This window comes from Lentzea aerocolonigenes (assembly GCF_000974445.1).
GTDB classification, from domain to species: Bacteria; Actinomycetota; Actinomycetes; order Mycobacteriales; family Pseudonocardiaceae; genus Lentzea; species Lentzea aerocolonigenes.
The window spans coordinates 116,402-129,506 of sequence record NZ_BBOJ01000009.1 but is presented as its reverse complement, the minus strand read 5'-3'; the positions used below and the strand labels follow the sequence as shown (position 1 = coordinate 129,506).

Here is a 13,105-nt window from a genome sequence, read left to right as displayed (position 1 = left end):
GGGCGAGTTGCGGCAATTCGGTCCGCCCGAGGTGATCTGGTGTCCTGCGCCAGGAGTCACCCCGCACCTCAGCTCGAGCACCTCGGCGGGAGGGTTCAGCGGGGCGCGAGGCACCTCAGGGCGGCCTCGGCGACCACCTCCGGTTCGTCGAGCTGCATCATGTGCGTCGAGCCCGGCACCACGCGATGCACCCCTCGCGGCGACAGGCCTGCCATCGACTCGTGCGCGGCGAGCACACGCCTGGGAGAACGACCGAGCGCCTTGCCTGCCGTCAGAACCTGCCACGGCACGTCGGGCAACGGATGCGCACCTCGCAGCGCGTCCAGCTCGGCGGCCATCTCCGGATACGCGGCCAGCTCCGCCACCACGGCGGGACGGATCGCAGGCCGGCCGGCCAGGCGGAGCAACGAACTGGCACACCGCGCCGCCAGACCGGTGAGTCCACATCGGACGAAGGCGGCGGCGACCACCGAGCCCACGTCGAACGGCCGCCCGACTCCTGGCGGCACGAGGCTGGGGTCCACGAGCACCACACCCCGCACGCGCTCCGGACGCAGCCGGGCGTAGCCCTCGACGTGCAGCCCGGCGAGCGAGTGCCCGACCAGCACGGCCGGGCCTCCCGCGGCGTCCAGCACCGCGTCCAGCACGCCCACCTCGCGCCGCAGCGTGACGGGCTCTCGAGACGGGACGCTGGAACCGTTGCCCGGCCGGTCGAACCGCAGCACCCGCGCTCGCGGCACGAGCAACCGGGTCACGGCGTCCCAGTCGGCGATCGCGCCTCCGAGCCCCGAGGTGAGCACGAACGGCGGTGCGTCGCCCGGTCCGTCGAACACGAGGTGCACGGCGAAATCCTCAACCATGGCACCAGCATGCCCGCGAAGTGATCTGCGGATCGTCTCAGCCGGCGATGTTGTACCGGCCGAGCACCAGCTGGGCCAGCTCGTCCGCGATCTCGTCCAGCGTCGCGTCGACCCAGCCGACCACCCAGTCGTGCATGAGCCCGTTGACGGAGCCGATGATGGCCGCGGCGGTGATCCGGTAGTTGCCGGGAGGGATCTCGCCGCGGGAGACGGCGTCCGCGGCCAGCCGGTTGATCATCTCGACCCAGACGGACCGGCGTTCGAGGCGCTGGCGGTCCATGCGCGGGCTGACGCCGACGACCTCGACGTAGGCGATGCGGGCGTGCCGCAGGTCGGCGCAGGCGCCCTTCACGTAGGCGTGCACCAGCAGGGGAAGCATTTCGGGCAGGCTCAGGTGCGCGATGCCGGGCAACGCGTCGGCGACGGCCTTCCCCGCCACGTCGTTGACGTACAGGTGCAGGTCGGCCAGCAGGTCCTCCAGAGTGCGGTACTCCTCGTAGAACTGGCGGCTCGACAGCCCGGCGGCCTTGCACAGGTCGCCCAGGCGGGTGCCGCGGTACCCCGGCCCGGCGCCGAAGACGTCCAGGCCCGCTTCCCGGAACCGCCTGCGCCGCTCGTCCCGGCGCTCGGCCGCGTCCTTGCCCCCGTATCGGCCCTCCGCCGGGGTGATCCTGCCTGCCACCGCACCTCCATCAGTTCCGCACGGCAGTTTCCCCCACTGGGTCTTGTGGCACGGATCACGCGGAGCCTACTATCCAGTAGCCAGAATCTGAACTTGACCAAGTTCAGATTCTCCCTGCGGCACGCGCCTTCCCTCGCGGGCGCCGACTTCAACGGAGAAGTAGCGATGCACCCTGCACGGAAAGCTTCCGGAAGCGCTCTCACACGTCGTCGCCTCACGCACGCCGTCGCTGCGGCGGCTGTCCTCACGGCCTGCGTCACCGCCCCGGCCGCCTCCGCGGCGCCACTGCGCGAGGTGATGTTCGTCGGCAACAACTGGGACGGCACCGCCGACGTCATCAAGTCCACCGGCGACTTCGCGAAGATCGGCCGGCTCAACGTCATCCCCGACAAGGACGCGCGGCTGACCGAGATCTACCTCAACCCGATCAAGCTGGCGTTCTTCCTCGGCATCCGGTCGGGCCCCGGCGAGGGACACGACCAGTTCGTCGACGACATGTACGCCACACCCGACGGCACGGCCATGGTCGTCTCGCGGCCGAGCTTCGCCGACGTCGTCTCGCTCGACCTCGCCACGGGGCAGATCAAGTGGCGCTTCCCGGTGTCGGGCTTCCGGTCCGACCACATGGCCGTCTCCCCCGACGGCACCAGGATCGCGGTCTCCGCGTCGACCTCCAACACCGTGCACGTGCTGGACATCAACACCGGCACGCAGCTCGGTTCGTTCAAGACCGGTGACAAGCCGCACGAGAACGTCTTCACCAACGGCGGCCGCTACCTCTGGAACATGTCGATCGGCGAGGTCAACAACAACTTCGACGCGCCCTGGCAGGACTTCATGAAGGGCGACCGGCACATCACGGTCGTCGACGCGAACACCTTCCAGATCGTCAGGACCATCGACATGCGCGCCAGGCTGGACGCCTTCGGCCGCAAGGACCTGTCGAACGCCGTGCGGCCCGCGATGTTCAGCCCGGACTTCTCGAAGCTGTACTTCCAGGTGTCGTTCTTCAACGGTTTCGTCGAGTACGACGTCGCCACCGACAAGGTCACGCGGGTCAAGACCCTGCCGAAGAACCCGAACACGAGCGACGACCGCACCACGTTCGTCAACGACTCGCGCCACCACGGCCTGTCCATGAGCCCCGACGGCAGCAAGCTGTGCGTCGCGGGAACGATGGACGACTACGCCACCGTCGTGGACCGCGGCACGTTGCAGGAAGGCCCGCTCGTCACGGCCTCGAAGCCGTACTGGGCCACCGTCAGCGGTGACGGCCGCGCGTGCGTGATCTCCGAGAGCGGCTCCGACCAGGTCACCGCGATCGACTTCGGCACCGGGCAGAAGACCGTCTCCGTGCCGGTCGGCGACCACCCGCAGCGCGTGCGCATCGCCCGCATCAGCGCCGGCTGGACCGGTTCGGCTCGCTAGTCGACGAAACCGTTGTCCCGCAAGGCCTTCGCGTTGCGGGCGCGGTGCTCGGCCTCCACTGTGGCCCGTGCGTCCCGAAGGACCTGCCCCTGCCGGCCCTTCGGGACCACGACAACGCCTTCTTGGCCGGTCACGACGTTCCCTCCTCTTCGCCCAGCCGTCGCAACGCGTCGGCGAGCCGTTCCCGCCGGGCACGTTCCGCGCGCCCGGCGATCCACAGGCACAGCACGCCCAGGGGCACCTCGACGAACAACGCCTGCGCCCAGGCGAGCGGCCGGTCGCGGCGCGGGCTGGACATCGTGTCGAACCAGGCGTCCACGAACAGCAACGCGCCGGTCACCGAGGCGGGCAGCTGCACGTGGTCCCGCCGGCGCAGGGCGAGCCAGCCGGTGACGACCAGCATCGTCGCGAGCGCGACGTCGAAGACGACCCAGGACATCGTGTACTGGCGCAGCGACGTGGTCAGGAACGCCCCGCAGCGCACCCTGGTGTCCGGGCAGCGTTCTGGCACGTTCAAGAAGTCGTTGAACAGCACTCCGGCCCAGATCAGCGTGATCGCGCCTGCTGTCAGGTAGAAGGGGCCCGCCCAGCGCGGCAGTCCACCCGCGCGCTTCTTCCTCCCCGGCACGTCGCCCAGCCTAGTGATCAGGTCGGCGTTGGGCCATTCGTGGGAATGGGACGCGTCCACTGACACGCTTCAGCACTCCCGTGCGACTCACAGGTGAGGACTCGCCTGACCGCAGGGAGGCGTCCGGTGAACCGCTATGCCTGAGTGGATGCGCAGCCAGTTCATGGCGCCGGCGTACGCGTTGCTGATCTCGCTCGCGGTCGCACTGGTGCTCGGCAGTGCCATGAGTCCCGCCGAGGAGAAGAACTCGAAGCAGACTGCGCAGCCGACAGAGCAGGCGACCGCCGGCACCGTGACGGTTCGCCTGCGGCTCGCGAAGACGACCGACCCCGACAACCAGGACACCGAGCCGGCGACCGGGGAGGTCGTCAGCTCGGTGACGATCCAGTCCGGCAAGCCGCTCAAGCTCGATGAGAACGGCAGCGTCACAGGCCCCGTCGCGGACGGCACGTTCACGGTGTGCGCACAGCTCAAGGGCAGGTGGGTGGGGGTGGACCCCACCAACGAGAAACCGGCCACGCCTTGCTGGCAGGTCAACCGGAAGACCGGTCCCTTCAATCTCTTCGTCAAGGAGGGCTGATCTTGTCCCAACGGGTCATCGCACGGTTGGTCCTGGTGGCGGCTGTGGCGCTCGCGGTGGTGGGCGCTGTGCTCGGCGTCGCCGTCCTCAACAAGGAGCTCCAGTCCGAGCAGAAGCTGCTCGTCATCACGTTCAGCGCCTTGTTCGCCAGCACGCTCGTCCTGTTGTTCCTCGGGACGCCCGAAGAACAGGAAACGCCTGCGCCGCAACCGATCAGGCAACCCCCGCCCCGGCCGATGCACGTGCCGCCTCCCCCGCTGCCCGCCGCGGCCCCCACCCCCAAGGCGAACGACCAGTGGTGGACCCAGACCGGCAAGCCCGTCACCGCCCCACCACCTCAGCCGGAGACGAACTCGGTGCCGCTCGAGGACTTCGACGCGCACCGGGTGCAGATCGCGCAGTGCCCGCGGTGCGCGGGGTTCGAGCTCGACGTGCGGCGTGAGGGACGGGGGTACGCGTTCGAGTGCCACAACCCGCACTGCCGCAACCGGTGGGAGTGGCTGCCGGGTACCGCGTGGCCGGCGACCGTCGTGCGGCACAACCTGATCACGGCCGCCTCTGCCGAAGGGGAGCGAAGATGACCACGGGCACTTACCGGCAATGGGTTTCCCGGGCGACACCCGGTTGTGTCGTCATCCTGCTCGACCGGTCGGACTCCATGAAGCTCGCCTGGGGCGCCACGAGCGGGTCGCTCGCCTCGGGGGCGGCGCTGGCGGTCAACAACATCCTGCTGGACATGTGCGTGAAGGCGACGATCGAGGTCAACGCGCCGGTGCGGCACTACTTCGACGTCGGGGTGTTCAGCTACGGGGCGCGGATCACCGGGCCCGGCGGTGAGGGTGTGGAGAGCGCGTTCGGTGGCGCGTTGACCGGGCGCGGGCTGGTGCCGTTGCCGGAGCTCGCGGCCAATCCCGTCGCGGTGCGGGAGGAACCGTCCATCGACGTCATGCCGGTCAGCGTGAAGATGCCGGTGTGGGTGGATCCCGTGCACGGCTACCGCACGCCGATGTGCCAGGCGGTGGAGGTGGCGGGGGCGCACGTGTTCGACTGGGTGTCGGCGCATCCGGACTCGTTCCCGCCGATCATCATCAACATCACCGACGGCATGGTGACCGACAGCCCGCACCAGGGCGCGACGCTGCAGGACTGGGTGAAGCGGCTGACGTCGATCGAGACCAGCGACGGGCCCGCGTTGTTCTTCAACGTGTTCCTGTCCCCCACCACGTCCCAGGAGATCGTGTTCCCGTCCGGTCCGGCGGGACTGCCGCTGCCGGGGCCGGAGTTGTTCGCGCTGAGCAGTGAGCTGCCGCCGCCGATGGTCGAGAACGCCAGGGCCGACGGCTACGACGTCAGGCCCGGTGCGCGCGGGCTCGCGTTCAACGTCGGTCAGTCGACGTTGCTGCGGGTGCTGCAGATCGGCACCAGGGTGCCGGATCGGTCCCGGTGACGCCGATGCACGCCTGGCCCGTCGTCTTCTCCACTGCCAAGAAGGGCAACGACCCCTGGGAGTGGGAGGACGGCGCGGCCTCCGCACCCGCGGACGTGCACGGCCGCGGGCCCCGGTTCGCGGTGGCGGACGGCGCCACCGAGGGCTTCGGCTCGACGCGGTGGGCGATGCGGCTCGCCGAGGGGTTCGTCGCGGCGGACGTCGAGCTGACCGGACGTTCGCTGCTGGACTGGGCCTCGCGCGCACAGCACGAGTGGCGGCACGATCCGTTGTTGTCGGGCGCGTCCGGGCTCGAACTGTACAAACTGGACAGTGTCGGCGCGTTCGCCACGTTCCTCGGCTGCGAGTTCGCCGATCTGGACGGGCGCCCGCACTGGCGGGCCGTCGCACTGGGCGACACCGTGCTGTTCCAGGTGCGGCACCACCGGCTCGTCGCCCAGTTCCCGGAGATGTCCGCGGACGACTTCGGCGTCAACCCCGAGGGAATGCCGACCGCACGCGACGCGCTGCCGGACGTGATCGGCCAGATGCGGTTCGCCCGGGGGGACCTGGCGCCCGGCGACCTGGTCTACCTCGCGACGGACGCCTTCGCGCACTGGATGGTGCGTGAGCGCCAGAAGGACGAGGACCGGCTGTGGTCCGTCCTTTCCGGACTGAACCACCCGCAGCGCTTCCAGACCCTCGTCGACGACCGCCGTGCCGCGCGGGAGATGACCAACGACGACGTCACGCTGATGCGGATCAGCGTCGCGGCGTCGTGGCCTGACCAGCTGGTGGTGTGCGTCTGATGCGATTTCCGAGGTTCGACGACTACATGAAGGCGGTGCAGAAGCCCGACGCGTTCACCACCGAGGAGCTGCGTGCTCTCGAACTGGTCGTGCACCCGATCTTCCAGATCCCCTCACCGGCGTCCGGCGCGAGCGCGGTGGTGTTCAAGGCGATGGCGGGCACCGAGGCACGTGCGTTGCGCTTCTTCACGCGTGCGGACGCGAGCGACAGCGCACGGTACGACGCGCTGCACGGGTACTTCACCGCCAAGAGCCTCACCGACACCGTCGCACTGCCGCGGTGGATCGACAACGGCATCCGCGTCAACGGCAGCACCTGGCCCGTGGTCGAGATGCCGTGGATCGAGGGTCACACGCTGAACCGGCACGTCGACGACCTCGTGACGCGCCAGGACGTCGGCGCCCTCACCGACCTCGCGCATTCGTGGCGCGGTCTCGTCGACCGGTTGCAGCAGGCCGGTTTCGCGCACGGCGACCTTCAGCACGGCAACGTCCTCGTCGACACGCGCGGCGGGTTGCGGCTGGTCGACTTCGACTGCGCGTGGATCGAGGCCTTCGCCGGCGACCCGCCACCGCCAGAGACCGGGCACCACAACTACCAGCCGCCCGACCGGCCGTGGGGACGCTGGATGGACACGTTCCCCGGCCTCGTCATCTACCTGTCGCTGTCGGCCCTGGCACGCCGCCCCACGTGGGCGACCCTCAACACCGACGACAACCTCCTCTTCACCCAGCAGGACTTCCGCTCGTTCGACACCCCGGTGTGGCGGCACCTGAAGGGTCTCGGCGACCCGCAGGTCGACGAGCTCGCGGTGCGGCTGCAGAGCTGTTGCACGCCGGGGTGGGTCGCGGCGGGCGGCCTCGAAGCGCTGCTCGGTCCCGTGGAGGTGCCGTGGTGGCAGCGCACGACGACCGTGGTCGCGGGGAGTGCGACGCACCAGGCGCCACCGCAGCCCAGGCCCGAGATGGCACCTCCGCCACCGCAACGACCGCAGCCCGTCCCACAGAGGCCCGCGACGGGCAACTGGTGGGAGGCTGCCGGTCAGCGCCCGGCCGCACCCGTGCCGCAACCGCAGCCGCGGCGAAAGAAGAAGACGCCGGCTGTCTGGCTCGTCCTCCTTCTCGCCGTGGTGGCCTACCTCGGAGTCGGTGCGCTGGCTTACGGCGTGCTCGACGCGGCGGGCGGGGACACAGAGGTCACACCCCTGTTCGGCGTACTCGCGGCGATCGGCACGTTGATCGTGGGATTCCTGCGGCGCGGCAAATCCTGTTAGAAGATCCCGGAAGCCGCGGCGAACACGATGACGCCGACCAGACCGGCGACGGCGATCGCCAAGGCGGCTCGGGAGTGCTTCTCCTTGCGCGTCACCGAGACGAGGGCGAGCGACACCCCCAGCACGACGACGATCAGCAGGATCACCACGCCCGCTCGCAGCGCTTCACTGGTGCCCCAGGCCGGCCCGAAGTACAGGAACGGCAGACCTGCGGCGCCGAGCACCGCACTCACGAACGCCAGCCCGCGTCCCTTCGGCGGCGGGCGAGGCCCTGGTTGCGGGGAAGGCTCTGGTTGCGGGGGCGGGGTTTCGCGCTGCTGCTCCTGAGCTCCCCACCAGCGCTGGGTCGGCTCGGCGGGCGGCGTGACGGGAGCGTTGGGGCTCGGTTGTTCCGCGGGACCGTTCGCGACGAGCTGCCGCAACCACGCCGGTGCCGCGTCCCCCTGCGGTTCGTCCTTCGGCGCGGGAGCGGGCTCCTCCGGCACGGGTTCCGCCCGCACCGGTTGCGGCGTCTCGGGAGCGGGCCAGCGGTGCACCGGCTCCGGTGGTGAGATCGGCGGGTCCGGCTTGCGCACGCGGGGCGGTAGATCGGCGGGCGGAGGCACGGGCGTCTCCGGCTCCGGCTCCGGCTTCGGCTTGGGCGGCGCCGTCTCCACCCTGCCCTTGCGCCAGTGGTCGGTCGGCGGCAACCGGGTCGCGCCGTCGTCCGGTTCCGCCACCTTGGACTCCGCGGTCTCCAGCAGCGAGTCGATCTCCTCGGCGTTGCCGACGGTGAGCTCCCTGCGGCCGCGCAGTTCCTTCAGCAGCTTGACGATGTCGGCCCGCGCGACGGAGTCGTCCTCGTTCTTCAGCTTGCTGCGGAACTGGACGATGAGCATTTCCTGGTCGTCAGCGGGAATCGGCTTCGGCCCCAGCCGTTCCGCCATGCGGTACAGGTACTCGAACGGCACCTTCGGCGGTTCGGGCAGCGGTTCGGGCAACCGCACCTGACGCCGTCCCAGGTCCGCGAGAGCCGCCACCAGTGACAGCACGGCTTCGGGCGTGCGCTCGCGGTAGTCGATCGCGTGCGTCTCCATGAGAGGGATGCGCGTGTGGAGCATCGGGCCGACCTGCACGGGCAGGATCGGGATCCCGAGCCTCTTGGCGTAGTCGAGCTCTTCCTGGCACGGCCGGGACCGCCACGAGGCGTCGGACAGCGCGAAGAGGAACACCCTGGTCTGCTGGATCGTCTCGATGATCTCGCGCCACCACTGTTCGCCGCCGTGGATCTCGTGGTCCATCCACACCGGCCAGTGCAGTCGCTCGAGGTCCTCTCGCAGCGCCTGCACTGTCGATTCGTCTTTCCTGGTGTAGCTGACGAAAATGATGGTCGCTCATCCCCTCGATCCCCGCCCGTTGATGAAATCGCCGGAACGGGGCCGAATGTTGCGGATGAGCACCCGAATGGCCTAACTGGCCAGAGCGAGATCCGGGCTCCTGGGCGCGCTTCGCGGTGTCGCGGCCTTCACCGCGAGGCCGACCACGACCAGCGTGAGCAACGCCAGCGCGGGATAGGCCCAGCCGACCAGCGACAGCCAGCCCGGCCGGCTGATGGTCCAGATCGTCGTCTGCCGGTCGAGCTGGAACGCGATGACGTCCAGGAACATCACCGGAACCCACAGCGCCAGCAGCGTGGTCCTCGCCCACGGCACCAACCGGGCGTGCACCAGCCAGATCAGCAACGGCGCGACCCACACCCAGTGGTGGTCCCAGGAGATCGGAGAGAGCAGCAGGCCGAGGAACTGCACCGCCACCACGCCGATCAACGCGTCACCCGCGCGCACGGCCGAGCGCAGGGCGAAGCAGCACAGCGCCACGGACACCACGGCGGCGATCAGCCACGGCCAGGTCATGCCCACGTCGTAGCCGAGCGTCCGGGACAACGCACCGCGCAGGGACTGGTTGTGCGCGGTGGCGAGCGGGCCCACGCGCGACGGGTCGAAGAGCAGCTCGAACCAGTAACGCTTCGCCTGGCCGAAGTCCACGAAGAATCCCAGGCCGACGCTCACGGCGAACGCGACGACGGACCACGCCGCGGCCGCCCACCTGCGCGTGGCGAGGAAGTACAGGCCGGAGATCGCGGGCACGAGTTTCACACCGGCGGTCAGACCGAGCCCGGCACCCGCGACACGCGAGTCACGGGCCACCATCGCGGCCAGCACGAGCGCCGCCAGCACCAGGTTGATCTGACCGAACTCGAACGTGTGGAAGACCGGCATCATCCACAGCAGCACCGCGGTCCACAGGATCGCCCGCTGGTTCCAGAGCTTCGACCACGCGTCACCGGCGACCAGGCGCAGCGTCACGCGCACCATCCAGTACAGGCACAGCACGGACAACACGCGGAAGCTCCACTGCGCCGCGCCCCAGAACAGCCACGTCATCGGCAGGAACACCAGCGCGCCGAACGGCGGGTAGGTGAACGGCAGCGGGAAGTCCGGCGGCGAGTGCGGTGACGTCACCGCGTACAGGTCGCCGTCGAGCACGTGCGGAGCCAGCGACCAGTACACGTAGAGGTCGATCGACTCGTTGCCGAAACCGGTGACGAGGACCCACGTGCGCACGACCGCGGAGATCGCGAGCAGCCACGGGGCGACGGCGAGCAGCCGCCGTTCCACCTTCATCAGTGTGCCCATTGCGGCCTCCTTTCCTGATCGCGGAGCAGCGCGGGCGTGGCGGCGAGGGTGATCAGCGCGAGCGCCGGGTAAACCCATCCGAGCGCCGCGAGTGGCCAAGGTCTCGGGATCTCCCAGATCGACGGCTGCTGGTTGATGAGGAACGTGATGACGTCCGAACCGGTCGCGACCGCCCACACCAGAGCCAGCACCAGCGCGCGCCGGTGCCTGATCCCGTAGATCAGCCACAGCACCACCGGGATCGCCCACAACCAGTGGTGGCTCCACGAGATCGGCGACACCAGCAACCCGAACAGCTGCACGATGACGACAGCGGCCAACGTGTCCGAGGCGCGAACGGCGTTGCGCAGGGCGAAGAACGTCAGCGCGCCCGACACCGCCACGGCGAGCAGCCACGGCCACGACGTCTCGACGTCGTACCCGAGCGTGCGCGACAACGCACCGCGCAACGACTGGTTGATCGCCGACCCGACCGGCCCGACGCGATCGGCCGCGCCGAGCAGCTCGAACCAGTAGCGCCAGGAGTCGGAGGCCGACACGACGAAGCCCAGCACCACGGTGAAGGCGAAGCCCGCGATCGACCACGCCGCGGCCCGCCACCGCCGAGTGACGAGGAAGTACAGCCCGGAGATCGCCGGCGTCAGCTTCATCCCGGCGCCGACACCGATCCCGAGTCCCGCCACGGACTGCCGGACCGCCACCATCGCCGCGAACACCCCGGCGACCAGGACCAGGTTGATCTGTCCGAAGTCGAGGGTCTTGCGCACCGGCTCGCACCACACGCACAGCGCCGTCCACAACAGAGCCCGGCGCGACCACGTCACGTCGAACGGCTGCTCCACCTTGTCCGCCAGCAACTTCAGCGCCGTGCGCACCAGCCACCACAGGCAGAGCAGGGACAACACCTGCCACAGCACGCGCGCCGCGATCCAGGGCAGCGCGGAGATCGGCAGGAACACCATCGCCGCGAACGGCGGATAGGTGAACGGCAGCGGGAAATCCGCCGTGAACGGCATGTTGATCGAATAGAGCTGATCGGTCAGCAGGTTCGGGGCGAGGCTCCAGTAGACCTTGAGGTCGATCATCCCCCAGTCGGCCGGATTCCCCAGCGTCCAGGCGTAGACGCCCAGCGACAGGCACAGCACCAGTGGCGCGAACCTCAGCACCCGGTTCTCGAACTGCTCAACCACCGGTTCCTCCAGCAACGGGCGTGAGCGCGGGCTCCGGCCGCAACAGCGCCCGCGCGACCCACGCGCTGGCCGCGACCGTCGCGGCGAAGTACGGCCACCACACCCAGGGGTTCATCGAGTCGTAGGTCCAGCGGGCGACGATCGTGCCGTCGGGCAACGTCACCAGGACCATCCAGACCGAGATGCCGGCGAAGACCCCGATCCAGCGTTCCTTCCAGGCGAACGCCGCCCCCAGCGCCAGCGCCCACGTGAAGTACCACGGCAGCACGGAAGGAGCGAGCAGCGACACCGCGAGCAGAGCGATCGTGGCGCGTTTGATCGCCTCGACCCCACCGGCACGCGCCAGCCACCACTGCCGGACCAGGACGTACGCGAGCACGATGACTCCGGCCACGCGGAAGACGCTGAGGACACCCAGGTACGTGAACCCGGGAACGTACCTGCCGACCGAGTAGTACAGGAGCTCCGCGACCGCGCAGGGCAACGACATCCACGTCAGCAACGGCCCCTGCGAGCGCAACACGTCGATCCAGCCGAGGTCGACGCCCGCGACGACGGTGGCCGCGGCGAAGACGACGACGAACGCCGCTCCCCCGGCGGCGGCCGCGGTCAGGAAACGGTGCCGTGCCGGGCCGGACAGCCGAGCCGCCCACACCCACACCAGGAACGGCACGACGAGGAAAGCTGTTGCCTTGACCGCGGTCGCGAGGGCGAGCAACGCGAACCCGGTGAGGTGCCTGCGATCGAGCACCATAACCACACCGGCCGCCATCAGCCCGACCATCAGGATGTCGTTGTGCGCGCCGCCGATGCCCAGTGCGAGCACGAGAGGGTTGGCGACGGTGAGCCACATCGCGATCGACGTGCGACCACCGAGGTGACGGGTGAGACCGGGAACGGCCCACGCGAGGAGCACCAGACCGGTGAGCACCGCGAGACGCATGAAGATCGCGCCCAGGATCACGTTGTCACCGGTGATGAAGACGGTAACCTTGCCCAGCAAGAGGAACAGCGGCCCGTACGGCGAGGGCGTCTCCTGCCACAGACCCGCCACGTTGCCGCGCAACGGAAGGTCCAACACGGACGCACCGTGCACGTACGGGTCGAAGCCGCGCAACGCCACGGCGCCCTGCGCCAAATAGCTGTACACGTCACGGCTGTACAGCGGAGGCGCGATGATCAGCGGGGCGGTCCACGCCGCCGCGGCGAGTGCGACGATCCGCCCACCGGCCCCGCCGGAGAGGACCAGACGGCCGAGCCGGACCCAAGACACCACCATGAAAGCCAGGCCGGTGAACAGAACCAGGAATGCCAGGTCGTGACCGTGGCCGTACCTCAACGCGTTCAGGATCGTCCCGCTCAGCAACGGATCCCTGCGGACGATCGCACCGGCCCCCAGACCTCCGGCGGTGAGCAGCACGGCGCCGACCACGCCTGGCCACAGGACTCGCCGGGGAACAACTCCGGTCACAACCGAATCCACCCTCTTGAATTCAGGACTCGACCAGCTGGTCCCGAGTTGGACGATCTCGACGTAATCACGTGATCGATCC

The 13,105-nt window shown here is 69.5% G+C and carries 14 protein-coding genes; 6 read left to right on the top strand and 8 right to left on the bottom strand.

Annotated elements, in window-relative coordinates; translation table 11 throughout:
- Window positions 1–95 precede the first annotated feature (95 nt).
- Together AOM45_RS18820 and AOM45_RS18815 are read right to left on the bottom strand one after the other, a co-directional pair.
- Complete coding sequence (locus AOM45_RS18820; RefSeq protein ID WP_030466379.1) at window positions 96–860, bottom strand: alpha/beta fold hydrolase; 765 nt, start codon at window positions 858–860, stop codon at window positions 96–98.
- A gap of 37 nt (window positions 861–897) precedes the next feature.
- A complete protein-coding gene (locus AOM45_RS18815) occupies window positions 898–1,542 on the bottom strand; it encodes a TetR/AcrR family transcriptional regulator (protein WP_030466380.1) in 645 nt (214 codons plus the stop codon).
- A 165-nt stretch (window positions 1,543–1,707) separates the two neighbouring features.
- Here AOM45_RS18815 and AOM45_RS18810 point away from each other — a divergent pair, with 165 nt between their 5' ends.
- A complete protein-coding gene (locus AOM45_RS18810) occupies window positions 1,708–2,970 on the top strand; it encodes a YncE family protein (RefSeq protein ID WP_030466381.1) in 1,263 nt (420 codons plus the stop codon).
- Here the strand turns inward: AOM45_RS18810 and AOM45_RS50935 are convergent.
- The gene (locus AOM45_RS50935; RefSeq protein WP_156093680.1) at window positions 2,967–3,104 is read right to left on the bottom strand and encodes a hypothetical protein; all 138 of its coding nucleotides are present in this window, start codon (window positions 3,102–3,104) and stop codon (window positions 2,967–2,969) included. The two genes, AOM45_RS18810 and AOM45_RS50935, sit on opposite strands and share 4 nt — an antisense overlap.
- The gene (locus AOM45_RS18805) at window positions 3,101–3,598 is read right to left on the bottom strand and encodes a hypothetical protein (protein ID WP_156093681.1); all 498 of its coding nucleotides are present in this window, start codon (window positions 3,596–3,598) and stop codon (window positions 3,101–3,103) included. The genes AOM45_RS50935 and AOM45_RS18805 overlap by 4 nt, the downstream gene beginning before the upstream one ends.
- A gap of 136 nt (window positions 3,599–3,734) precedes the next feature.
- Between AOM45_RS18805 and AOM45_RS18800 the strand changes: the two genes are divergently transcribed.
- From AOM45_RS18800 to AOM45_RS18780, 5 genes are read left to right on the top strand one after another with little or no spacing between them, the layout of a single operon-like run.
- Window positions 3,735–4,178 carry a hypothetical protein gene (locus AOM45_RS18800; protein WP_030466383.1) on the top strand — a complete coding sequence of 148 codons (444 nt, stop codon included), beginning with the start codon at window positions 3,735–3,737 and terminating at the stop codon, window positions 4,176–4,178.
- A gap of 2 nt (window positions 4,179–4,180) precedes the next feature.
- Window positions 4,181–4,759, top strand: coding sequence for a hypothetical protein (locus AOM45_RS18795; RefSeq protein ID WP_030466384.1), 579 nt, complete (start codon window positions 4,181–4,183; stop codon window positions 4,757–4,759).
- Window positions 4,756–5,625 (top strand): hypothetical protein, encoded by an 870-nt coding sequence (locus tag AOM45_RS18790; RefSeq protein ID WP_030466385.1) that lies wholly within the window; start codon window positions 4,756–4,758, stop codon window positions 5,623–5,625. The genes AOM45_RS18795 and AOM45_RS18790 overlap by 4 nt, the downstream gene beginning before the upstream one ends.
- 5 nt (window positions 5,626–5,630) lie before the next feature.
- A complete protein-coding gene (locus AOM45_RS18785) occupies window positions 5,631–6,413 on the top strand; it encodes a hypothetical protein (protein ID WP_030466386.1) in 783 nt (260 codons plus the stop codon).
- Complete coding sequence (locus AOM45_RS18780) at window positions 6,413–7,687, top strand: phosphotransferase family protein (protein WP_051782958.1); 1,275 nt, start codon at window positions 6,413–6,415, stop codon at window positions 7,685–7,687. Before AOM45_RS18785 ends, AOM45_RS18780 begins: the two co-directional genes overlap by 1 nt.
- Here AOM45_RS18780 and AOM45_RS18775 read toward each other — a convergent pair.
- The 4 genes from AOM45_RS18775 to mptB all read right to left on the bottom strand — a co-directional run bounded on the left by AOM45_RS18775 (window position 7,684) and on the right by mptB (window position 13,023).
- Window positions 7,684–9,051, bottom strand: coding sequence for a toll/interleukin-1 receptor domain-containing protein (locus tag AOM45_RS18775; protein ID WP_269083652.1), 1,368 nt, complete (start codon window positions 9,049–9,051; stop codon window positions 7,684–7,686). The genes AOM45_RS18780 and AOM45_RS18775 overlap by 4 nt on opposite strands.
- A gap of 84 nt (window positions 9,052–9,135) precedes the next feature.
- A complete protein-coding gene (locus AOM45_RS18770) occupies window positions 9,136–10,362 on the bottom strand; it encodes a glycosyltransferase 87 family protein (protein WP_030466389.1) in 1,227 nt (408 codons plus the stop codon).
- Window positions 10,350–11,552 (bottom strand): mannosyltransferase, encoded by a 1,203-nt coding sequence (locus AOM45_RS18765; RefSeq protein ID WP_030466390.1) that lies wholly within the window; start codon window positions 11,550–11,552, stop codon window positions 10,350–10,352. Before AOM45_RS18765 ends, AOM45_RS18770 begins: the two co-directional genes overlap by 13 nt.
- Entirely contained in the window at window positions 11,545–13,023 is a 1,479-nt protein-coding gene (mptB, locus tag AOM45_RS18760) for a polyprenol phosphomannose-dependent alpha 1,6 mannosyltransferase MptB (protein ID WP_156093684.1), read from the bottom strand. The genes AOM45_RS18765 and mptB overlap by 8 nt, the downstream gene beginning before the upstream one ends.
- Between the last annotated feature and the right edge of the window lie 82 nt (window positions 13,024–13,105).

Excerpts from the sequence above, each read along its gene's own strand:
- AOM45_RS18820 (WP_030466379.1), bottom strand. The coding sequence starts at position 860 with ATGGTTGAGGATTTCGCCGTGCACCTCGTGTTCGACGGACCGGGCGAC.
- AOM45_RS18810 (WP_030466381.1), top strand. The coding sequence starts at position 1,708 with ATGCACCCTGCACGGAAAGCTTCCGGAAGCGCTCTCACACGTCGTCGC.
- AOM45_RS18800 (WP_030466383.1), top strand. The coding sequence starts at position 3,735 with ATGCCTGAGTGGATGCGCAGCCAGTTCATGGCGCCGGCGTACGCGTTG.
- AOM45_RS18790 (WP_030466385.1), top strand. The coding sequence starts at position 4,756 with ATGACCACGGGCACTTACCGGCAATGGGTTTCCCGGGCGACACCCGGT.
- AOM45_RS18785 (WP_030466386.1), top strand. The coding sequence starts at position 5,631 with ATGCACGCCTGGCCCGTCGTCTTCTCCACTGCCAAGAAGGGCAACGAC.
- AOM45_RS18780 (WP_051782958.1), top strand. The coding sequence starts at position 6,413 with ATGCGATTTCCGAGGTTCGACGACTACATGAAGGCGGTGCAGAAGCCC.
- AOM45_RS18770 (WP_030466389.1), bottom strand. The coding sequence starts at position 10,362 with ATGGGCACACTGATGAAGGTGGAACGGCGGCTGCTCGCCGTCGCCCCG.